Origin of the sequence: Bradyrhizobium sp. MOS002 (assembly GCF_003020115.1) — a bacterium.
Taxonomy (GTDB): Bacteria; Pseudomonadota; Alphaproteobacteria; order Rhizobiales; family Xanthobacteraceae; genus Bradyrhizobium.
The window spans coordinates 551,036-572,127 of record NZ_PYFX01000003.1; the positions used below are offsets into that span (position 1 = coordinate 551,036).

Genomic DNA, 21,092 nt, shown 5'->3' on the forward strand with positions numbered 1-21,092 from the left:
TCACCCTCCCGCCCAAACGTCCAGCACATAGCGGTTCTTGGCGCCCATTTCTTCGATCCAGCGCGCAGCCGTCGCGGCATCGCTGCCGCTCTTCTCGCGATGGATCGCGACCAGCGCCGCCTTTACGTCGGGCTCCATCTTGCTGCCGTCGCCACAGACATAGACGATCGCGCCCTGCTCGATCAGCGGCCAGACCTTGTCCTTCTGCGCAGCGAGGACGTGCTGCACATAGGTCTTCGGGCCCTCCGCGCGCGAGAACGCCGTGAACAGCTCGGCGATGCCGCTCGCCGCCAGCGCATTCAGCTCGTCCGCATAGAGAAAATCCTGATCGGGATGACGGCAGCCGAAAAACAGCATGGCGGGACCGAGCGCGGCGCCCTTCGCCTTGCGCGCGGCGCGCTCCTGGAGGAAGCCGCGGAACGGCGCCAGTCCCGTGCCCGGGCCGATCATGATGATCGGCACGGATGGATCGTCCGGGAGCCGGAAGCCGGCCTTGGTCTCACGCACGGTTGCATGGATGACGTCGCCCGCGCGCCGATTGGCGAGATAGTTCGAGCAGATACCCTTGTAAATGCCGCGGCCGGAGGCGGCCGGTCCTTCAACCACGCCAACCGTGACGCTGCACCGAACCGGGTCGACCGACGGCGAAGACGAGATCGAATAATAACGCGGCGCCAGCAGCGAGAGCATCTCCAGATAGACATGGAACGGCAATTCGCAGGCCGGATATTCGAGCAGCAGATCGAACACCGATTTTCGCCTGCCCAGAATCTCGCTGCGATAGCGCTCGAGTGTTTCAGGCTCCTCGCCAACGAAGGCAAGCAGTTTTGGTTTCGTGACCGGACAACGCGTGTGCTCCGCCATGATCTGGATCTGCTTCCGCGTCGCCACTTGCTGGAGCTCGACGAACTCGCTGAGCAGGCGGCCGACCGACACGGCATCGCCGACCGGCAATTGCGCGCGGCGGCCTTCGGCGACCTGAAGCCTGATCTGGTTGGCCGGCAGGAAGCCGAACCGGCGGGCAACCGAATCCACCAGCGTCGGATCGTTGCGCGGAACCACGCTCAGATGATCGCCGACGCGGTAATTGATGTTGGACGGCAGCTGCACCTCGATGTGGCGCGTCGAGCGCTCCGACGGATTGGAACCGGCCTTGTTCTGGAGCTCGTCATTGACCAGCACCTTCATTGCCACCGCGCCACCCTGGGCGACGATGGTGTTGACGGCGGTCACCGCGACCGGCTCGATCGCGTAGAGCGGATCATCCTCCGCGGTACGGGTGAAATTCCAGTCGATGCCGAATTCCTTGGTCGCGACCTGGGCGGCCGCCGGGAACCATTTCTGAAATTGGCCGTCGAGATCGCTGCGCGCATCGCCCTCGCCGCGCGGATAGACCGCGCGCGCGCCGCGCGCCGACAATTGCTCATCGATGAAGCGCGGCACCGACTGGTAGGTCGCGGCCCAGTCGCTGTTGCCGCAGCCGAACACGGCGTAGCGCACATTGGCAAACACATCCTTCGGCAGTTCGTCGCCGAGCCATTTGACGAATTGCGTCGCATTGTCCGGCGGCGCACCGTTGTAGGAGGCGCAGATGATCAGTACGCCGCCCTCCCGCGGCAGCTTGCCGACGTAATCGTCAAGCGGCCCCAGATGCGCGGCAAAGCCGTTGATCTCGGCAAGGTCGGCCATCCGCGTCGCCAGCTCCTCGGCGGTGCCGAGATTGGAGCCGTAAAGCACCAGCATCGGCGTATTGTGGCCGGGACGCGCGGTGGGCTGACGCGGAGCCTTCGGCGCCGAGGACACCGCCACGGGGCCGCCATAGGCACCGCGCTCGCGATCGGCGCGCGGACGGACCTTGATCTTGAAGCCTTCCGGCTTCATCGTCAGCGTTTCCTTCAGATGCATCTGGTAGCGCTGGTGGTCGATCAGCTTGAAGCGCTGGAGGATCATGCCGAGCGCGAGCGCTGCCTCGTGCATGGCGAAGCCGCGGCCGATGCAGGCGCGCTGGCCGTTGCCGAACGGTTTCCAGGCATTGATCGGCCGCTTGGCTTCCGCCTCACGACTGAAGTTCTCGGGGTCAAAAGCATCCGGGTTCGGACCCCAGACCGAGGGATCGCGATGCAGCGCGGTCACCAGGATGGTGGTGAACGTACCCTTTCGAAGCTTGTACTTGCCGCCGCCGATCGTCTCGTCGTTCAGCGGCGAGATGCCATAGGCCGGCGCCGGCGGCCACAGCCGCAGCGCTTCCTTGAGGATCTGCGTGATGTAGGTGAGCTGCGTGACCTGTTGATAGGTCGGACGCACGTCGACATTGGGACCGAGGACGCGATCGACCTCGTCATAGGCCTTCTTGAGAATATCGGGGTGCTTGAGCAGCGCATAGAGCGTGCAGGACAGCAGGCCGCTGGTGGTCTCGTGGCCTGCGATCAGGAACGTGTTGATCTGATAGCGGATGTTGACGTCGTCGAGTTGCTCGCCGGTCGAGCGATCGACGCCCGTCATCATCGCCGCAAGCATATCCTTCTTGTCGTCGGTCGCCTCGCCTCCCTTGCGGCGCTCCGCAATGATCTCGTCGACCATCTTGTTCATGAAGTCGACGTCGTCAGCCATGGTCTTGCGCCGCTTCTGCATCCAGAGCTGCTCGAACGGCAGGCCGCGCGTCATCATGATCGTTTCGAGCGAACGTACCAGCGACTCGACGAAGGGATGGTAATCGCGCCGGTAGAACGAATTGAAGCGGTAGTCGAAGCCGCACAGCCCGATCGTATCCAGCGTCAGCGCCGTCATGTCGTGGACGACGTCGATCTCGTCGTCGGCGTTGAGCCGTTCCCATTTGCCGACGAGCTGCTCGGCGATGTCGACCATGCTCGGGTGATAGGATTGCATGGCGCGGTTGCCGAAGGGCTGGAGCAGGATGTTGTGCGCCTTGCTCCAGTTCGGCTCCCTGGTGTCGGCCGTGAACAGGCCGTCGCCCCCGACCGCGCGCACCCGCCGCAGCGCGCCGCGCACCGTCTTGTCGAAACGCTTCTCGTCGGAGAGCTCGTCGACAAGATCGTGGCCGGAGACGACCACGATCGGCGAACCCATCATGTCGAGCCAGAAGATCGGACCCAGCTCCTTGGCAAGCCGGGTCAGATGCTGCACCGGTGCTGCCGAATCCAGCGACAGCATGTTGCCGACCACCGGCTTGGTCGGCGGCTGCGGGATCGGGTCCAGACGGTTCTTCGATGACATTAAAAGTGCTTCCCCTGCCTCGTATTCAACGCCGTCGTTGCGAGCTAACCAAACCGCCTTCTACGCCATTCGATCAGCTTCGCGCTGACCTCCTCCGGCTTCTCCTGCTGCGTCCAATGGCCGCTATCGCGGACCAGGTACTTTTCCAGATCGGGAATGAATTTCTCCATGCCATCTGCGGACGACGGCGGCAGCACCGCATCATTCTCGGCCATGATCATCAACGACGGCACGCGCACCGTATGATCGAGCCCCTCCGAGCGCACCCAATTGCGCGACATGTTGCGGTACCAGTTGATGCCGCCGGTAAATCCGGTCCTGGTGAAGGCATCGACGAATACCTTCTTCTCCTCCGCCGATAGGATCGGTATCCGGGGATCGTGCTTCGCATCGTAGCCCGCGATCATCTGCGGGAATGCCAGGTTCAGTCGCGGCGAGGCACCGACACCCGCGACGACTTCCTCCGCCGGAGCATCTGCCGGGCGCGGCGCAGGCTTGCGCATGAAGGCATCGAAGGTCTGCTCGACGCGGCTGCCAAAGATCTTGTCGGGCTCACGCGCCGAGTCCTGGAACTGCACGATATACATCTTTTCGCCGAAGCGCGCGCGCAGGAGCTCGATCGGATCAGCCCAGGCGCGGTTGGTATGAGGCGTATTGATGCCGACCACGCCGGCGACCCGGTCGATGTGCCGGAGCGGCATCTGCCAGACGATGAAGCCACCCCAGTCATGGCCGACGAAGATCGCCTTGTCGATGTGAAGATGGTCGAGCAGTCCGATCAGATCGCCGGTCAGGTGCTCGATGTCGTAGTCCTCGACCGGCTCGGGCCGGTCGGTCGCGCCGTAGCCGCGCTGGTCCGGTGCGATCACGCGGATGCCGGCCTCGCTCAGCGCCTTGATCTGGTGGCGCCAGGAAAATGCGAGCTCGGGCCAGCCATGGCACAGCACGATCGGCGGCTTGTCCGTGACCGGGCCCGCCTCGTAGTAGCCCATGCGGATTCCGTTCGTCTGCACGAACTTGAGCGGTGGCATTTCAATCATCGGAACATTCCTACTCAGCGGCGCCCTTGATGTCCGCCGCGGGCGAAGCATAGGCCGCCTCCAGCGCGGCAAACTCCTCCGGCAGCATGTCGCACATCACCTGTACGTGCGGAATGATGTTGGCGCCGACAATGAAGCCGAAATCGAGCTGGTCGCGATAGCTCTGCACGGTGATGTTGAGCGCCTGTCCGTGCGTCGAGATCGACACCGGGAAGATGTGCAACAGCTCCGCGCCCGCGGCGTAAAGCGTCTGCCGCGGCCCCGGTACGTTGGACACCGTGATGTTCGCAGCCGGCGGCAACACGTCCGACAAATCGGAGCGGCTGTAGAGCAGCGCCATGATCTGCACGACGATCGGCGCGCCCAGCATCGAGATATTGGATATCTGCGGCATCAGTGCCCGCAGCGGATGCGACATCTCCTTGGACTTGGTCGATTGCGCGATAATGGCTTGCAGCCGCTCCTTGGGATCGTCGATGTTGGTCGCGATCGAGCAGATCATGCCGAACACCTGGTTGTTGGCCTCGGTGTTGCCCTCTTCGCGTAGCGAGATCGGTACCGCGGCCGTCAACGATTTTGCCGGCAGCGTGGCATATTGCTGGAGGTAGCGCCGGACCACACCGGAGGCGAGCGCCAGCACGACGTCGTTGAGCTTGCCGCCAGCCTGCTTGGCCAGCGCCTTGGATCGCGACAGCGAGATCGAGACGCCGGCGAAGCTGCGCTCGGACGAGATCGACTTGTTGAGCATGGTCGGCGGGGACACCATGCTGGCGAGGCTCTCGCGCGATTTTGGATCGGATATCTTGCCGAGCACGTCCGAGACGCTCTTGACCATGGTCGGGATGTTGCCGGCAAAGCGCACCGCACTCTCGATCTGGTACATCGCATTGTCGAACAGGATCGAACCAATGTCGCTCTTGCCGGTGCGCGGCAGTTGCAGGTTCTTCGCGGCCGCCGATGCATCGAGCGGCTGGGTGAAGAGCTGCTGGTAGGAATCGACCAGGTTCGCTGCGATGTCGCGCGGCTCCTGCCCGGGCTTCGCTCCCGCGGTCGGCGGATCGACCTTCCGCGGGATCGGCGAGATATCGTAGATCATGTTGGTCAGCGCCGCACCGGCGCCGCCGTCGATGGCGGCATGATGCATCTTCGAATAGAGTCCGACCTCGTTGTCCTTCATGCCCTCGAACACGTAAAACTCCCAGAGCGGGCGGGCGCGGTTCAAGAGCTTGGCGTGCATCCAGCCGACGATGCGTTCGAGCGTGGCGCGGTCGCGCGGCTGCGGCAGGCTGGCGCGGAAGATGTGACGGTCGATGTCGAACTGATCGTCCTCGACCCAGGAGGGATGATCGATGTCGAGCGGCGCCTTCTCCAGCCGTGCTTTGAGGATCGGCGCGATGTGCAGGCGCGAGACGATCATCGCCTTGAAATCTTCGAAGAAGTCGCCCTTGTAGTCGTCCGGCAGGCGAAAGATCGCCATGCTTCCGACATGCATCGGCATTTCCGGCGTTTCCAGATAGAGAAACGACGCGTCCAGCGACGACAGCTTCTTACCGTCAGCCATAGTTCCCTCCCGAGTATTTGACGGGCGCCTTTGGCGGCGCTTCTCGTCAGGCCGATACTGCCTGTTCCGGCGGGGCATATGCAACGGCAAACGGCCCTGCCCTGTCAAATGGCCAGAACTCCCCCTCCGGTTGCGCAAGGCGGTCCGCCACGGCCCACAGCGCTGCGGGATTCACCCCAAGTCCGATATGGCTCGCCAGGTGCACCTCGATGTTCTCGGCACGATCGGAGGGACGCAGCAGGCAGGTCCGCCAGTTCACGATGCCGTCGGCGCGCGAATAGATCGACGTCGCCGGCACCGGAAGATCGCCGGCGATCGCTGCGCGCAGCTCGGCGAAATCCTCCACTCGCTCGCCGGACATCATCTCGTAGAGCCGCGTCGCATTGGTCGCTCGTATGTCATTTGCAAAGGGGCTGCCGAGCGTGATGACGTTGCGGACCATGTCGGGCGCCTGGAGCGCGAGATCGCGCGCATAGATGCCGCCGAGACTCCATCCGACCAGGCTGACCTTGCGTCCGCTCGCGGCGTGGATTTCGGCGAGACGGGCGCGCAACGAATCCCGCATCCGTCCGAGCCCGCCGAAATTGCGGCCCATCCGCCAGGCATGTGCCTCATAGCCGAGCTCGCTGAGATAGCGCCGCATCGGCGCCATCGAGAGGTCGCTGGCGAGGAAGCCCGGCAGCGCCAGCACCGGATGGCCGTCGCCCTTGAGCGCCCGCATCAGGACCGGCGACAGCAGCAGGCTGGCGTTGAGTTCGAGCAACCCACGGGCTTCGGCGAGCAGCAAAGCAAGGCCCGGCGGACGAAGCCGGCCTGGGGTCTGCGGCCCGTCCGGACCGGGCGGCATTATTTCTTCTTATCGCCGCTACGCGTGCCGCCGAGGCCGGCCATGGTGACGAACATGTCCTGAAACCGCTCGGCAAGCTTCGGATCGAAGGTGAACCAGCTCTGGATCAGCGATTCCGGCGAGACCTTGTCGATATTGCTCAGAACCTGCTGCTGCAGCTTGTCCATCACCGCCGTCTGCATCGGTGCCAGATCGGGCAATCCGATGAACTGACGGGCTTCGAGGGGGGTGCAGTCGATTTCGATGTTAACTTTCATGTCCCCTCCAGATGAGATTCGAGCGCCCGGCCGCAGTATCGCCGCGACACGGTGTGCAAGGCAAGCGACCTGAGGCCGGAGGCGGCGCTCCGGCTTCCGCGATCGGCGGATATGGTCAATCAAAATCGCTCGCGTCCGCGCCCATCCACCCGTCAATGCCGGTCAGCATTGCTGCACAGCGGTGCAACTTGGCGCGTTCCTTGCTGGAATGGCGCTTGCACGGGTCGAGAACTCTGGGCAACATGGTTCGATCAGCCCCGCCGAACAATCAAAAATGACGGTGCGGGCGAGTGGAGAGGTCAAGAATGTCAGTCGGACGAAGTCTGTTTGCGGCGACGCTCGCCGGTATGCTCGCGTTGGCGGTCTCGCCGGCGTCGAGCCAGACGCTGCGCTACGCCAACCAGGGTGAGCTCAAGTCGCTCGACCCGTACACGCTGAACGAGTCGACCACCAGTGCGCATCTCGGTCATGTCTATGAGGGCCTGGTTGCCCGCGGCAAGGACCTGAAGATCGTCCCGGCACTCGCCGAAAGCTGGGAGACGCCGGAGCCGACACGCTGGCGCTTTCACCTGCGCAAGGACGTCAAATTCCACAACGGCGACCCCTTCACCGCGGACGACGTGGTGTTCTCGGCCGAACGCGTGCGGGCGAAAGGTTCGAATTTCCAGAGCCGCGTTCCCGCCGATGCCAAGGTGGTCAAGATCGACGATTACACCGTCGATTTCATCCTGACCTCGCCCAATCCCATTCTGACGGCGCTGTGGGCGACCTGGTACATCATGGACAAGAAATGGGCAGAGGCGAACGATGCGGTGGCACCGACGCCCGCCGCCGCGACGACCCCGAGCTACGCCTCGCTCCATGAGAACGGCACCGGCGCCTTCACGATCGACAGCCATCAGCCGGGCGTGAAGACCGTCTTCAAGGCCAATCCGAACTGGTGGCGCAAGCCGGAACATAATCTGAAGGAGATCATCTTCACGCCGATCGCCAACCCCGCCACGCGTGTTGCGGCGCTGTTGTCCGGCGAGGTCGACGTGATCGAGCCGGTTCCGGTCCAGGACATCGAGCGCGTGAAAGCGAGTCCGAACGCCACCGTGCTGACGGGACCTGAACTCCGCACCATCTTTGTCGGCATGGATCAGGTGCGTGACGAGCTCTTGTACTCCAACGTCAAGGGCAAGAACCCATTCAAGGACGTTCGCGTCCGCGAAGCCGTCTACCGGGCAATCGACATCGACCTGATCAAGAATCGCGTCATGCGCGGACTGTCTACGCCGTCCGCATTGATGGTCGCACCAGAGATCTTCGCCTCGAAGGATTTCACCCGGCCGAAGCTCGATCCCGACGCCGCCAAGAAGCTCCTGGCTGACGCCGGCTATCCCGAGGGTTTCGAAGTCACGATGGACTGCCCCAACGATCGCTACGTCAATGACGCCGCGATATGTCAGGCGGTCGTCGGCATGCTCGCCCGCATCGGCCTCAAAGTGGAGCTGCTGGCGCAACCCAAGGCCCTGTATTTCGCCAAGGTGCTGAAGCCCGGCGGCTACAAGACTTCGCTGTTCATGCTGGGCTGGACCCCGGATACCCTCGACTCCCATAACGTGCTGCACGACATCATGGGCTGCCGGGACGATCCCAGGGATCCGAACCGCGGCGAAGCCAATCTCGCCGGCTATTGCAACAAGCAGTTCGACGAGCTCGCCGATAAGGTTCTCGTGGAACCCGATACGGGCAAGCGCGATCTCCTGATCAAGCAGGCCTTCGAGATCTCGATGAAGGACTGGGCCTACGTCCCCCTGCACCAGCAGGCGCTCGCCTGGGGCGTCTCGAAGAAGGTGAAGTTGACCCAGCGTGCGGACAACATGGTCATGCTCTACTGGGCGACCAAGCAGGACGAGTAGGCGTCGACAAGTTGTGAAGTCCCGGAAGCCCTCGCTTCCGGGACTTGCTGTTTCGGGCTAACGCAATGATGCGTGCCACTGAAGATATGTGAAAGGAACAGATGCTCGCTTTCACACTGCGCCGGGCCATTCAGGCCATTGGTGTCATGATCGCCGTCGGGATCATCTCCTTCTCGATGTTTCGTTTCGCCGGCGATCCCGTGAACCAGATGGTTGGGATGGACACGTCCGGCGCCGAACGCGCCGCTATCCGCAAATCGCTCGGCCTCGATGATCCCGTGATCGTGCAGTTCGGCCGCTATATCGGCAATGCTGCGCAGTTCAAGTTCGGCGTCTCCTACCAGTTCCGCCTGCCTGTCTCCAATCTTCTGATGGAGCGAATGCCCGCGACCCTGGAGCTCGCGGTCTGCGCCACCATCTTCGCGATGCTCTGTGGCATCCTGATGGGCGTCTATTCGGCGCTTCGCCGCGACAGCTGGCTCACACACGCGTTCCAGGCAATCTCGCTGATCGGCATCTCGCTGCCGACCTTCCTGATCGGCATTCTCATGATCTACCTGTTCTCGGTGACGCTCGGTTGGCTGCCCTCGTTCGGGCGCGGCGACGTCGTACATATCGGCTGGTGGACGACGGGTCTGCTGACGCTATCAGGACTGAAGGCGCTGATCATGCCTTCGATCACGCTGGGTTTATTCCAGATGACGCTCATCATGCGGCTGGTCCGCACCGAGATGCTCGAAGTCATGCGCACCGACTACATCCGCTTCGCCCGTGCCCGCGGCCTCACCACCCGCGCCATCCATTACGGTCATGCGCTGCGCAACACGATGATCCCCGTCATCACGGTGGCCGGCCTGCAATTTGGCTCGGTAATTGCATTCGCGATCATCACCGAGACCGTGTTCCAGTGGCCCGGCATGGGGTTGCTGTTCGTGCAGGCCGTGCAGAATGTCGATATCCCGATCATGGCCGCCTATCTGATGATGGTGTCCCTGATCTTCGTCACCATCAATCTCGTGGTTGATATCCTCTACACCATCGTCGATCCGCGGCTGCGCTCGACGATCAGCCGGGCACATTGAATGAGCGAAGCCGTCGTCCCGCACAAGGTCGAAGAACGCGGCCCGCGCGCCGACGCGCCGGGTTGGTTCAAACGCGCGCTCGACAGCGACCTGTTCTATTCATTTCGCCGCTCCAAAATCACCATGGTCGCAGCGGCGGTGACGCTGCTGTTCTTCCTGCTCGCGATCCTCGCCTCGGTGCTATCGGTCCAGAATCCCTTCGACCCGGCGCAGCTCCAGCTGATGAACTCGCGCATCTCGCCATTATGGACCTCAGACGGCCAGAGCCCGTTCCTGCTCGGCACCGACGAACAAGGCCGGGACGTATTGTCCGCGATCCTTTACGGCATGCGCATCTCGCTTCTCGTCGGCGTGCTCGGCGTCGTCTTCTCCGGCGCGATCGGCATCCTGCTCGGGCTGACGGCCGGTTATTTCGGCGGTGCCGTCGACGGGCTGATCATGCGCATCGCCGACGTGCAGCTTTCATTCCCGGCGATCCTGATCGCGCTGCTGATCAACGGCATCGCCAAATCGGTTTTCGGCAACAAGCTCGACGAGATGAGCATGCTGGCTGTCTTGGTCTTCGCGATCGGGTTGAGCTTTTGGGTGCAATATGCCCGCACCGTGCGCGGCTCCGTCATGGTCGAGAAGAACAAGGACTATGTCGCCGCCGCCCAGCTCATTGGCCTGCCCGCCCCGGTGATCATGTTGCGCCACGTTCTGCCGAACACGATGGGGCCGATTCTCGTCATCGCCACCATCAATCTCGCGCTCGCTATCATCACCGAAGCGACGCTGTCGTTCCTCGGCTCGGGGATGCCCGAGACCATGCCATCGCTGGGCACGCTGATCCGCATCGGCAACAACTATCTCTTCGCGGGCGAATGGTGGATCGTCGCCTTCCCTGGAATCGCACTCGCGGCGCTGATCCTGTCGATCAATCTGCTCGGCGACTGGCTGCGCGACGCGCTTAACCCGAAACTCCGATGAGTATGCAGCGTTCATGACCGAGCCCGTTCTCTCCGTTCGTAATCTTCAGGTCGAGTTCGCCTCCCGCCGGGGCACGCTGCGCGCGATCGATAGTGTCTCCTTCGACATCGCCAAAGGCGAGGTGCTCGGTGTTGTCGGCGAGTCCGGCGCCGGCAAATCGGTCACCGGGCTCGCGGTCATTGGCCTGATCGATTCCCCGGGCCGCATCTCGGGCGGCGAGATCCGCCTGTCCGGCCTGCGCATCGACGATCTGCCGCCGGAAGAGATGCGCCGCGTGCGTGGAAAACGCATCGGCATGATTTTCCAAGACCCCCTCACCTCGCTCAATCCGCTGTACAAGATCGGCGACCAGCTCATCGAGACGATCAGAACGCATCTGAACCTGTCCGAGACCGCCGCCCGCCGCCGCGCCATCGACCTGCTCGCCGAAGTCGGAATCCCGGCTCCAGAAAAGCGCATCGACGGCTATCCGCACGAATTCTCCGGCGGCATGCGCCAGCGCGTGGTGATTGCGCTCGCGATCTGCGCCGAGCCGGAGCTGATCATCGCCGACGAGCCGACCACCGCGCTCGACGTTTCCGTGCAGGCGCAAATCATCTCGCTCATCAAGCGACTCGGACGCGACCACGGCACTGCGGTGATGCTGGTGACCCACGATATGGGCGTGATCGCCGAGACGTCCGACCGGGTTGCGGTGATGTATGCCGGCCGCGTCGCCGAGATCGGTCCGGTGCAGGATGTCGTGCAGAACGCGCTGCATCCCTACGCCAAGGGCTTGATGGGCGCGATCCCGACGCTCGCGGGCGACGACAAGCGCCTGGTGCAAATTCCCGGCTCGATGCCGCGATTGTCGGCGATTCCGCGCGGGTGCTCGTTCAATCCACGCTGCGCGTTGGCGTTCGATCGCTGCCGTGTCGAGCGACCGGAGCCGCTGCCACGGGGCGCGCAATCGGTCGCCTGCCATCTCTACGACAGCGTGCCGGCGGAGAGCGCGGCATGAGCACTCCCTTCGTCCAGGCCACGAATCTGCGCCGCGTCTTCGACGTCTCGAAACCCTGGCTCAACCGCATGCTCGAAGGCGGGCAGCTCGAATATCTCAAGGCCGTCGATGGCGTCACCTTCGACATCAGGAAAGGCGAGACCTTTGCACTGGTCGGCGAATCCGGCTCGGGCAAGACCACGGTGGCGCGGATGGTCGTCGGCTTGCTGCCGCCAAGCTCCGGCAACGTCTTGATCGACGGCATCTCGATGACCGATCCGCGGCAGGCCCAGGCGCGGCGGAAACTGCGCCGACGCATCCAGATGATCTTTCAGGATCCCTATGCGAGCCTGAACCCACGCTTCCCGGTCGACGCCATCATCTCCGAGCCGATCCGCGCGTTCGACCTGATCGAGGGTGAGCGCGACATCCAGGCGCGGATCGGCGAATTGCTCAGCCTTGTCGGCCTGCATCCCGACGACCGGCTGAAATTTCCGCACGAATTCTCGGGCGGCCAGCGTCAGCGCATCGCGATCGCTCGCGCGCTCGCCTCCGACGCGGAGTTCATTGTCTGCGACGAGCCAACCTCCGCGCTCGACGTCTCCGTGCAGGCGCAGATCCTGAACCTGATGCGCGACCTCCAGGACAAGTTCGGCCTGACCTACATGTTCATCAGCCACAACCTCGCCGTGGTCCGCCACATGGCGAGCCGCGTCGGCGTGATGTATCTCGGCCGCATCGTCGAGATCGCGGAAGGGCGCGAGCTGTTTGCCCGTCCGCGCATGCCCTACACCAAGATGCTGCTCGGCGCCGTGCCCGATCTTGCCATGAGCGGCCGCCAGCGCATTCCTGTGAAGGGCGAGATCCCGAACCCGATCAATCCGCCGTCCGGGTGCGCCTTCAATCCGCGCTGCCCGCTGGCGTTCGATCTCTGCCGCAAGGAAGCACCGAGCCTGATCGACGGCGTCGCCTGCCACGCCGTCAACACCGCGCCGGTACCGGCGTGACGCGCGCGTGCCATGCAGCCTGCGCATTTGGCGGCGGCCTGGCCCTGTGATCAATTGCGCGCGCCGCAAATGAGGTAGTCCATGGCCACCATCGTCAATCCCGATCCCTTCACGACACGCCCCGAGATCGAGGGCACCTTCGGGGTCGTCGCGACCACGCACTGGATCGCGACCGCTATCGGCATGGCCATCCTGGAAAAGGGCGGCAACGCCTTTGACGCCGGTGTTGCCACCGCTTTCACGCTCCAGGTGGTCGAGCCGCATCTGAACGGCCCCGGCGGCGACGTTCCGATCATCGTGCACGACGTGAAGCGCGGCCGCACCGAGGTGATCTGCGGCCAGGGTCCGGCACCAGCCCGCGCCACCATCGCGCATTACAAGAGCGAAGGCCTCGACATGGTGCCCGGCACCGGCCTGCTCGCGGCCTGCGTCCCCGGCACCTTCGAATCCTGGATGATGCTGCTGCGTGACTACGGCACGATGCGCGTGCGCGACGTGCTGGAGCCCGCGATCTCCTATGCGCGCGACGGCTATCCGCTGGTCGAGCGCGCCTGCGCCACGATCCAGACCGTCGAGCAACTATTCCGCAAGCACTGGCCGACCTCAGCCGCCGTCTATCTCCCGAACGGCGAAGTGCCAAAGCCCGGCACGCTCTTCACAAACAAGACACTTGCGGCGACCTACGCGCGCATCCTGAGCGAGGCCGAAAGCGGCGGCGGCGGCCGCGACGCCGAGATCGAGCGCGCACGCAAAGCGTGGTCGCAGGGTTTCGTCGCGGAAGCCATCGACAAATTCTGCCGGACGCAGGACGTGATGGACGTCAGCGGCTCGCCGCATCGCGGCGTGCTGTCGGCCGATGACATGGCGCGCTGGCAGCCGACGGTCGAGGCCCCGCTCACCTACGATTATGGCCGCTACACCGTCTGCAAGGCCGGGGTCTGGAGCCAGGGTCCGGTGACGCTGCAGCAACTCGCGCTGCTGAAGGGCTTTGCGCTCGATGGGCTCGATCCGACCGGACCGGAGTTCATCCATCTCCAGATCGAATGCGCAAAACTCGCCTTTGCCGATCGCGAAAAATTCTACGGCGACCCCAAGTTCAGCGAGATCCCGATCGCAACGCTGCTATCGGATGCCTATAACGACGAACGCCGTAAGTTGGTGACCGAGAAAGCTTCGCTCGATCTCCGGCCCGGCACGGTCGAGGGCTTTGGCGGCGTGGTCAAGCTGCGCCGCGCCGAGGGGCAACGCGAGGCCGTCGGCGCGCTCGGTGCCGGCGAGCCGACGGTGGGTCGCTTCGGCGAGGTGCGCGGCGACACCGTGCATTTCGACATCATCGACAAGGCCGGCAACATGGTGTCCTCGACGCCGTCCGGCGGCTGGCTGCAATCATCGCCGATCATTCCCGAGCTCGGCTTCTGCCTCGGCAGCCGCGCGCAGATGTTCGACCTGGAGGAGAACCAACCGAGCTCGCTCGCGCCCGGCAAGCGGCCGCGCACCACGCTGTCCCCTACCATGGCATTGCGCGACGGCGAGCCCTATCTCGCCTGGGGCTCGCCCGGCGGCGACCAGCAGGATCAGTGGATCACGCAGTTCTTCCTGCGGCACGTCCATTGCAACCTCAATCTCCAGGAGGCGATCGACGCCCCGGCCTGGCACTCCGAGCATTTCCCGATCTCGTTCTGGCCCCGCACCGCGCGCCCCGGCGTGCTCGTGGTCGAGAACCGCGTGCCGAAGGCGACGATCGAGAATCTTCGCGAACGCGGACATATCGTCGAGGTCGGACCGGACTGGTCCGAAGGCCGCCTCACCGCGGCCTCGCGCGTCGGTCCGCGCCGCCGCGCCGCCGCCAATCCGCGCGGCATGCAGGGCTACGCCGCAGGGCGCTAAAGGCAGCACATGACCTGGTCGATCATCGCGCGCGATTCTGCTACTGGCCAGTTTGGCATCGCCGTTGCCACGCGCTTCTTCGCCGTCGGCGCGCGTGTGCCCTACATCGCGGCGGGCCTTGGCGCCATCGCGACGCAGGCCTTCGTGAATCCCTACTATGGCATCGACGGCGTCAAGCTGCTGCGTCAAGGTCTCAACGCGCACGACGCGCTGGCCGCCCTGCTCGCGACCGACGATGGCCGCGAGAGCCGCCAGATCCATATCATGGACGCAAGCGGCGCGATTGCCGCGCATACCGGTCGCGACTGCGTCGATTGGTGCGGGCACATTGCAGGCAGCGGCTTCTCGATCGCCGGCAATATGCTTGCGGGCGCCGATGTGCTCGACGAGACCGCAAAAACCTATATCGCCAATGACAGCCTGCCCTTCCCGCGGCGCCTGCTCGCCGCGATGCGCGCGGGCGAAGCCGCCGGCGGCGACAAGCGCGGCAAGCAGTCCGCCGCGCTCCTGATCCACGGCGAGGAGGAATGGCCGGCATTGGACCTGCGCGCCGACGATCATCCCGATCCGCTCGGCGAGCTCGAGCGGCTCGAGCGCGTCAGCCAGGAGCTCTGGGTACACTTCCGCGCCTCCATGCCGACGCGGCAGAACCCGGCCGGCAACACCGATCGCAGCGTCATCGACGCCAGCATCGCCGCAGCGCGCGCAAGACAATCATGAGCGCAAGCCCTCTCATCGAAATCAAGGATCTGCGCATTCGTTTTCACGGCGACGACGGCCGCATCACCTACGCGGTCGACGGCGTCGATCTCAGCGTCGCCAATGGCGCGACGCTCGGCCTCGTCGGCGAATCCGGCTGCGGCAAGAGCGTGACGTCGCTGGCCATCATGGGCCTGCTGCCGAAACAGAGCGCGGAAATCTCCGGCGCGATCCGCTTCGACGGTTTCGACCTGCTTAAGACGTCGGACCAGACGCTGCGGGACCTCCGCGGCAACCGGCTCGCGATGATCTTTCAGGAGCCGATGACCTCGCTCAATCCGAGCTTCACCATCGGCGATCAGATCGTCGAGACGATTTTGCGCCACCGCGGCGGCTCGCGCAGGAGTGCGCGCGAGCGGGCGATCGATCTGCTGCGTCGCGTCCACATCCCCTCGCCCGAGCGGAGGATCGACGAATATCCGCACAAGCTCTCCGGCGGCATGCGCCAGCGCGTCATGATCGCGATGGCGCTCGCTTGCGACCCGCGGCTGCTGATCGCGGACGAGCCGACCACCGCGCTCGATGTCACCCTGCAGGCGCAGATCCTGGAGCTGATGCGCGAGTTGAAGGCGGCGAGCGGCGCTGCCATCATCCTGATCACCCACGATCTCGGCGTCGTCGCCGAGGTCTGTGACGAGGTCGCGGTGATGTATGCCGGCGAGATCGTCGAGCGCGCGCCGGTGGACGAATTGTTCTCGGCGCCGCAACATCCCTACACCGTCGGCCTGCTCGGCTCGATCCCGCGGCTCGACCATCGCGCCGAACAGCTGGCCACGATCGAGGGCATGGTTCCGAACATGGCGCAGCCGCCGGCTGGCTGCCGCTTCGCCGCACGCTGCCCTTTCGTGCTCGATGCCTGCACCAAGGCGCCGCCGCCGCTGGTCGAAGTCAGTCCCGGCCACCTCTCGCGCTGCATCCGCGCGCCGCTCGAACGTCTGGTATCGTGATGGCGCTGCTCGAGGTCGATGGCCTGGTCAAGCATTTCGTCGCCGAGCGCTCGCTGTTCGGCCGGGCGCTGGCGCATGTCAAAGCCGTTGATGGCGTTTCGTTCTCGCTCGATGCCGGCAAGACGCTGGCACTGGTGGGCGAATCCGGTTGCGGCAAGTCCACCGTCAGCCGCCTGGTGCTGCGGCTGATCGAGCCGGATGCAGGCAAGATCCGTTTCGAAGGCCGCGATCTCCTCTCGCTCGACGCCGGCGCGCTTCGCGCCTTTCGCCGCGAGGCGCAGATCATCTTCCAGGATCCCTACGCCTCGCTCAATCCGCGCATGACCGTCGGCCAGATCCTGACCGAGCCGCTGGCGCTGCACAATCTGGCGCCGCCCGCCCGGCGGCGCGAACGCGTCGAGGAGATCCTGCGGCTGGTCGGGCTGGAGCCGCGGCTGGCGCGGCGTTACCCGCACGAATTCTCCGGCGGCCAGCGCCAGCGTATCGCCATCGCCCGCGCCCTCGCGGTCGAGCCGAAACTGATCATCTGCGATGAGCCGGTCTCGGCGCTGGACGTCTCGATCCGCTCGCAGATCCTCAATCTGCTGCGCGAGCTCCAGGACCGGCTTGGGCTGGCCTACATTTTCGTCTCGCACGACCTCGCGGTGGTTAAGCACATCGCCGACCACGTGGCGGTGATGAATCTCGGCCAGATCGTCGAGACGGCGGCGGCGGACGCGCTGTTCGCCGCACCCAACCATCCCTATAGCCGGGCCCTGCTCTCCGCGATCCCGGTGCCTAAACCGCGGGCAAAGCGCAGCCGGATTGTGCTGCAGGGAGAGATCCCCAGCGCGCTCAATCCGCCGCCGGGATGCCGCTTCCACACCCGCTGCCCCTACGTGGTGGACCGTTGCCGCAGCGAAATGCCTCAGCTCGTGCAGGATGGCATCGGACATGCAACGGCATGCCACCGAACGTCGGAACTGCCGTCATCAGAGGCGATCGTCCCAACGGACGGCGGCTTCTCCCCGGTTCTCGAAAAATTGGTCGCCGCCTTTAGTGGCGGCCCGGAAGCAGTCCGCGGCAGCGGGGTTAGTTCATTGGGGACGAACCCGGCACAGCCGTAAAACAGAGGTTGAGAGCGATGAGTTCTATGCGTTTGGCACTCCTGGCGTCGGCATTGCTGACGTCGATCGTAGGCGCGGCCCAGGCCCAGACCACGCTTCGCATCGGCATCGGCGAAGACCCCGATATCCTCGACCCCAGCATCGGCCGCACCTATGTCGGCCGCATCGTGTTCTCCGCCTTCTGCGACAAGCTGTTCGACATCGACGAGAAGCTCAACATCGTGCCGCAGCTCGCGCTGTCCCACGAGACCTCGGCCGACGGCAAGGAGATGACGATCAAGCTGCGGCCGAACGTGAAATTCCACGACGGCGAGCCGCTCGACGCAGAAGCTGCAAAGTTCTCGATCGAGCGTCACATGACGCTGCCGACCTCGTTCCGCAAGTCCGAGCTCGCCAGCGTCGACCATGTCGAGGTCGTCGATCCCCTGACCATCAAGCTGGTGCTCAAGACGCCTTATTCCCCGCTGATCGCCCAGCTGACCGACCGCTCCGGCATGATGGTGTCGCCGAAGGCCGCCAAGGAAGCCGGCGACAAGTTCGGCCTGCATCCGGTCTGCGCCGGTCCCTACAAGTTCGTCGAGCGCGTGCAGCAGGACCGCATGGTCTTCGAAAAATTCGCCGACTACTGGAACAAGGACAACATCCACATCGACCGCGTCGTGTTCCTGCCGATTGTGGACGCCACGGTGCGCCTCGCCAACCTGAAGTCCGGCGGACTCGATCTGATCGAGCGCGTGCTCGCCACCGACATCAAGGACGTGCGTGCCGACCCCAAGCTGGTGCTGTCGACCGCGCCGGAGCTTGGTTATCAGGGCCTGACCATCAACATCGGCAATGACAAGGCCAAAGGGCCGCTGAGCCAGTCCGCGAAGGTACGTCAGGCGCTCGATCTCTCCATCGATCGCGAAGCGATCAACCAGGTCGTGTTCAACGGCGAGTTCACCCCCGGCAATCAATGGGTCAGCCCGACGCATCCCTACTATCAGAAGGCATTCCCCATTCACGGTCGCGACATCGCAAAGGCCAAGGCGCTGTTGAAGGAGGCTGGCGTCAGCCTGCCCGTGACCGTCGATTACATGGTGCCCAAGGGGACCGAGTACGAGGCCGTCGCCCAGGTCGTGCAGTCCATGGCCGCCGAAGCAGGTTTCGACATCAAGGTCCGTGTCGTCGAATTCGCGACCACCTTCAAGCAGGCCCAGGCCGGCGAGTTCCAGGTCTTCCAGATCAACTGGAGCGGCCGCATCGATCCCGACGGCAATTCCTACATCTTCATGCGCAGCAAGGCGCCGCAGAACGATGGCGGGTACTCGAACCCGGAAGCCGACAAGCTGATGGAAGAAGGGAGGGCGACATCCAACGTCGAGGAGCGCAAGGCGATCTACGCCAAGCTGAACAAGATCCTGCTCGACGACCTGCCGATCATCTATATCTATCACCGCACGCTCCTGATCGCGCATACGACCAAGCTCCAGGGCTATAAGCAGATGCCAGATGGCCTCGTGCGCGTGGTCGGGCTGAAGTTCAAGTGATGGCGGCTGCGCCCGGGACGCGCGTGCGACCATGCTGAACTTCCTCGCCCGCCGTATTGTGCAGATCGTGCCGACACTGTTCTTCGTGTCGTTGCTGATCTTCTCGCTGCAGCAATTGCTGCCGGGTGATCCCGCACTGGTGATGGCCGGCGAGGAGCGTGATCCCGCGGCAATCGAGCAGATCCGCCATCAATACCGGCTCGATCAACCGATCCCCGTGCAGTACGTCTATTGGCTCAAGGGCGTGCTGACCGGCAATTTCGGCGAATCGCTGCGCAACAAGATGCCGGTGCGCGAGCTGATCGCGCAGAAGCTGCCGGTGACGCTCCAGCTCGGCTCGATGGCAATGTTGATCGCGCTCCTGATCGGCATTCCCGCCGGCATCGTCTCCGCCGTGAAAAAGGGCACCGTCTGGGACTATGCCGCCAATTTGTTCGCGCTGTGGGGCATCTCGACGCCGAATTTCTGGCTCGGCATCATGCTCATCTTCCTGTTCTCGATCGAACTCGGCTGGCTGCCGGCGTCCGGCTACGTGCCGCTGACCGAGAACTGGCGCGCGAGCCTCGCCGCCACCATCATGCCGGCCTTCGTGCTCGGCAACGCGATTTCCGCGGTCCTGATGCGGCATACCCGGAGCGCCATGCTCCAGGTGCTGGAAAGCGACTACGTCCGCACTGCGCGCGCCAAGGGATTGTCCGAACGCTCGGTCATCCTCAAGCACGCCATGCGTAACGCACTCACGCCGATCATCACGCTCGGCGCGCTCGAGCTCGGCACCCTGTTGTCGGGAGCGGTCCTGACCGAGCAGATCTTCTCCATTCCCGGCTTCGGCAAACTGATCGTGGACGCCGTGTTCAACCGCGACTATGCGGTCGTACAGGGCGTCGTGCTGGTGACGGCGACGGTCTACATCACGCTGAACCTGGTCGCCGATGTCGCCTACATCCTCGTCAATCCGCGGCTGCGGGGCTAGACTCATGACCGATGCCGCCCTGCCCGCCGCCGCTCCCATCGCGCAATCTGACGAGCTGGACAGCCCGGCGCGTCGCGCCCGGCGGCGCCTGTTCAAACGCAAGGCCGCAGTGTTCGGACTTGTCATGATCACGTTGTTCGTCGGCCTCGCGCTGCTCGCGCCGCTCGTCGTGCCCTACGATCCCATCGCGACGAGCTGGAGCCTGGTCCGCAAGCCGCCCACTGCGGCGCACTGGTTCGGCACTGACGAGCTCGGTCGCGACATTCTGAGCCGCGTCGTCTACGGCGCCCGCGCGTCGCTGCTCGCGGGCCTCATCTCGGTCGCGATCGCGCTGGGCGTCGGCGTTCCGCTCGGCCTGCTTGCCGGCTATCGCGGCGGCTTCGTCGATGCGCTGATCAGCCGGATGACCGACGCGATGCTGGCCTGCCCATTCCTGATCCTGGCGATCGCGCTCGCCGCATTCCTCGGTCCGAGCCTCGGCAACGCCATGATCGCGATCGGCATCTCGGCAACCCCGATCTTCATCCGCCTGACCCGCGGCCAGGTGTTGAACGTCAAGGCCGAGGACTATGTAGAGGCGGCGCGCGCGCTCGGCAATCCGCCGTGGCGGATCGCGTTCTCGCACATCCTGCCGAACATCCTGCCGGCGCTGCTGGTGCAGGCGACGCTGTCGATTGCGGCCGCCATCATCGCCGAGGCCGCGCTGTCCTTCCTCGGCCTGGGCCAGCAGCCGCCGGCGCCATCCTGGGGCAGCATGCTCAACGCAGCGCAGCGCTTCCTGACTCAAGCGCCGTGGATGGCGATCTGGCCGGGGCTGGCGATCTTCCTCGTGGTGCTGTCGCTGAACCTGCTCGGCGACGGCCTGCGCGACGCGCTCGATCCCAGGCAGCGTTAGAGCGCAATGAGAATAGGTTGAATTAAGCGGCTCCAGGCTCGGTGCACCTCTCCCGCTTGCGGGAGAGGTCGGCGCAACGCGCCGGGTGAGGGCTCTCTCCTCTTGGGGGTTCTCGA

The 21,092-nt window shown here is 64.4% G+C and carries 17 protein-coding genes; 12 read left to right on the top strand and 5 right to left on the bottom strand.

Translation table 11 applies throughout. The annotated features are described in order from the left end of the window. From C7G41_RS11325 to C7G41_RS11345, 5 genes are read right to left on the bottom strand one after another with little or no spacing between them, the layout of a single operon-like run. Nucleotides 1-3,234 carry a bifunctional cytochrome P450/NADPH--P450 reductase gene (locus tag C7G41_RS11325; protein ID WP_106942631.1) on the bottom strand — a complete coding sequence of 1,078 codons (3,234 nt, stop codon included), beginning with the start codon at nt 3,232-3,234 and terminating at the stop codon, nt 1-3. Between the two features lie 44 nt (nt 3,235-3,278). Continuing rightward, nucleotides 3,279-4,274, bottom strand: a complete 996-nt coding sequence (locus C7G41_RS11330; protein ID WP_199198306.1) for an alpha/beta fold hydrolase — start codon at nt 4,272-4,274, stop codon at nt 3,279-3,281. A gap of 10 nt (nt 4,275-4,284) precedes the next feature. After that, a complete protein-coding gene (locus C7G41_RS11335) occupies nt 4,285-5,835 on the bottom strand; it encodes a wax ester/triacylglycerol synthase family O-acyltransferase (RefSeq protein ID WP_106942633.1) in 1,551 nt (516 codons plus the stop codon). A 46-nt stretch (nt 5,836-5,881) separates the two neighbouring features. Beyond that, a complete protein-coding gene (locus C7G41_RS11340) occupies nt 5,882-6,682 on the bottom strand; it encodes an alpha/beta fold hydrolase (protein ID WP_106942634.1) in 801 nt (266 codons plus the stop codon). Continuing rightward, a complete protein-coding gene (locus tag C7G41_RS11345; protein WP_007593837.1) occupies nt 6,682-6,939 on the bottom strand; it encodes a DUF6489 family protein in 258 nt (85 codons plus the stop codon). Before C7G41_RS11345 ends, C7G41_RS11340 begins: the two co-directional genes overlap by 1 nt. Before the next feature lie 305 nt (nt 6,940-7,244). Here C7G41_RS11345 and C7G41_RS11350 point away from each other — a divergent pair, with 305 nt between their 5' ends. The 12 genes from C7G41_RS11350 (at nt 7,245) to C7G41_RS11405 (ending at nt 20,976) form a co-directional block, all read left to right on the top strand. Further along, nucleotides 7,245-8,843, top strand: a complete 1,599-nt coding sequence (locus tag C7G41_RS11350) for an ABC transporter substrate-binding protein (RefSeq protein WP_106942635.1) — start codon at nt 7,245-7,247, stop codon at nt 8,841-8,843. A gap of 101 nt (nt 8,844-8,944) precedes the next feature. Beyond that, nucleotides 8,945-9,925 (top strand): ABC transporter permease, encoded by a 981-nt coding sequence (locus C7G41_RS11355; RefSeq protein ID WP_106942636.1) that lies wholly within the window; start codon nt 8,945-8,947, stop codon nt 9,923-9,925. Beyond that, nucleotides 9,926-10,894, top strand: coding sequence for an ABC transporter permease (locus tag C7G41_RS11360; protein ID WP_106942637.1), 969 nt, complete (start codon nt 9,926-9,928; stop codon nt 10,892-10,894). Between the two features lie 13 nt (nt 10,895-10,907). Then, nucleotides 10,908-11,894 (top strand): ABC transporter ATP-binding protein, encoded by a 987-nt coding sequence (locus C7G41_RS11365; protein WP_106942638.1) that lies wholly within the window; start codon nt 10,908-10,910, stop codon nt 11,892-11,894. Beyond that, on the top strand, nt 11,891-12,880 hold the full coding sequence (locus tag C7G41_RS11370; protein ID WP_106942639.1) for an ABC transporter ATP-binding protein: 990 nt from the start codon (nt 11,891-11,893) through the stop codon (nt 12,878-12,880). The genes C7G41_RS11365 and C7G41_RS11370 overlap by 4 nt, the downstream gene beginning before the upstream one ends. A gap of 81 nt (nt 12,881-12,961) precedes the next feature. Beyond that, a complete protein-coding gene (locus tag C7G41_RS11375) occupies nt 12,962-14,767 on the top strand; it encodes a gamma-glutamyltransferase family protein (protein WP_106942640.1) in 1,806 nt (601 codons plus the stop codon). Between the two features lie 9 nt (nt 14,768-14,776). After that, complete coding sequence (locus tag C7G41_RS11380; protein WP_106942641.1) at nt 14,777-15,487, top strand: DUF1028 domain-containing protein; 711 nt, start codon at nt 14,777-14,779, stop codon at nt 15,485-15,487. After that, nucleotides 15,484-16,473, top strand: a complete 990-nt coding sequence (locus C7G41_RS11385; protein WP_106942642.1) for an ABC transporter ATP-binding protein — start codon at nt 15,484-15,486, stop codon at nt 16,471-16,473. The genes C7G41_RS11380 and C7G41_RS11385 overlap by 4 nt, the downstream gene beginning before the upstream one ends. Further along, nucleotides 16,473-17,579 carry an ABC transporter ATP-binding protein gene (locus C7G41_RS11390; protein ID WP_199198307.1) on the top strand — a complete coding sequence of 369 codons (1,107 nt, stop codon included), beginning with the start codon at nt 16,473-16,475 and terminating at the stop codon, nt 17,577-17,579. The genes C7G41_RS11385 and C7G41_RS11390 overlap by 1 nt, the downstream gene beginning before the upstream one ends. A 17-nt stretch (nt 17,580-17,596) precedes the next feature. Then, the gene (locus tag C7G41_RS11395; RefSeq protein ID WP_106942644.1) at nt 17,597-19,108 is read left to right on the top strand and encodes an ABC transporter substrate-binding protein; all 1,512 of its coding nucleotides are present in this window, start codon (nt 17,597-17,599) and stop codon (nt 19,106-19,108) included. Nucleotides 19,109-19,139: 31 nt separating this feature from the next. Further along, nucleotides 19,140-20,081: an ABC transporter permease gene (locus C7G41_RS11400; protein WP_106942645.1), complete on the top strand. Its 942-nt coding sequence runs from the start codon at nt 19,140-19,142 to the stop codon at nt 20,079-20,081. A gap of 4 nt (nt 20,082-20,085) precedes the next feature. After that, the gene (locus tag C7G41_RS11405; RefSeq protein ID WP_106942646.1) at nt 20,086-20,976 is read left to right on the top strand and encodes an ABC transporter permease; all 891 of its coding nucleotides are present in this window, start codon (nt 20,086-20,088) and stop codon (nt 20,974-20,976) included. The last annotated feature ends 116 nt before the right edge of the window (nt 20,977-21,092 follow it).

Bases quoted from the DNA above. Each gene is read 5' to 3' on its own strand.
- C7G41_RS11325 (WP_106942631.1), bottom strand. From the start codon at position 3,234: ATGTCATCGAAGAACCGTCTGGACCCGATCCCGCAGCCGCCGACCAAG.
- C7G41_RS11330 (WP_199198306.1), bottom strand. From the start codon at position 4,274: ATGATTGAAATGCCACCGCTCAAGTTCGTGCAGACGAACGGAATCCGC.
- C7G41_RS11335 (WP_106942633.1), bottom strand. From the start codon at position 5,835: ATGGCTGACGGTAAGAAGCTGTCGTCGCTGGACGCGTCGTTTCTCTAT.
- C7G41_RS11340 (WP_106942634.1), bottom strand. From the start codon at position 6,682: ATGCCGCCCGGTCCGGACGGGCCGCAGACCCCAGGCCGGCTTCGTCCG.
- C7G41_RS11345 (WP_007593837.1), bottom strand. From the start codon at position 6,939: ATGAAAGTTAACATCGAAATCGACTGCACCCCCCTCGAAGCCCGTCAG.
- C7G41_RS11350 (WP_106942635.1), top strand. From the start codon at position 7,245: ATGTCAGTCGGACGAAGTCTGTTTGCGGCGACGCTCGCCGGTATGCTC.
- C7G41_RS11355 (WP_106942636.1), top strand. From the start codon at position 8,945: ATGCTCGCTTTCACACTGCGCCGGGCCATTCAGGCCATTGGTGTCATG.
- C7G41_RS11360 (WP_106942637.1), top strand. From the start codon at position 9,926: ATGAGCGAAGCCGTCGTCCCGCACAAGGTCGAAGAACGCGGCCCGCGC.
- C7G41_RS11365 (WP_106942638.1), top strand. From the start codon at position 10,908: ATGACCGAGCCCGTTCTCTCCGTTCGTAATCTTCAGGTCGAGTTCGCC.
- C7G41_RS11370 (WP_106942639.1), top strand. From the start codon at position 11,891: ATGAGCACTCCCTTCGTCCAGGCCACGAATCTGCGCCGCGTCTTCGAC.
- C7G41_RS11375 (WP_106942640.1), top strand. From the start codon at position 12,962: ATGGCCACCATCGTCAATCCCGATCCCTTCACGACACGCCCCGAGATC.
- C7G41_RS11380 (WP_106942641.1), top strand. From the start codon at position 14,777: ATGACCTGGTCGATCATCGCGCGCGATTCTGCTACTGGCCAGTTTGGC.
- C7G41_RS11385 (WP_106942642.1), top strand. From the start codon at position 15,484: ATGAGCGCAAGCCCTCTCATCGAAATCAAGGATCTGCGCATTCGTTTT.
- C7G41_RS11390 (WP_199198307.1), top strand. From the start codon at position 16,473: ATGGCGCTGCTCGAGGTCGATGGCCTGGTCAAGCATTTCGTCGCCGAG.
- C7G41_RS11395 (WP_106942644.1), top strand. From the start codon at position 17,597: ATGAGTTCTATGCGTTTGGCACTCCTGGCGTCGGCATTGCTGACGTCG.
- C7G41_RS11400 (WP_106942645.1), top strand. From the start codon at position 19,140: ATGCTGAACTTCCTCGCCCGCCGTATTGTGCAGATCGTGCCGACACTG.
- C7G41_RS11405 (WP_106942646.1), top strand. From the start codon at position 20,086: ATGACCGATGCCGCCCTGCCCGCCGCCGCTCCCATCGCGCAATCTGAC.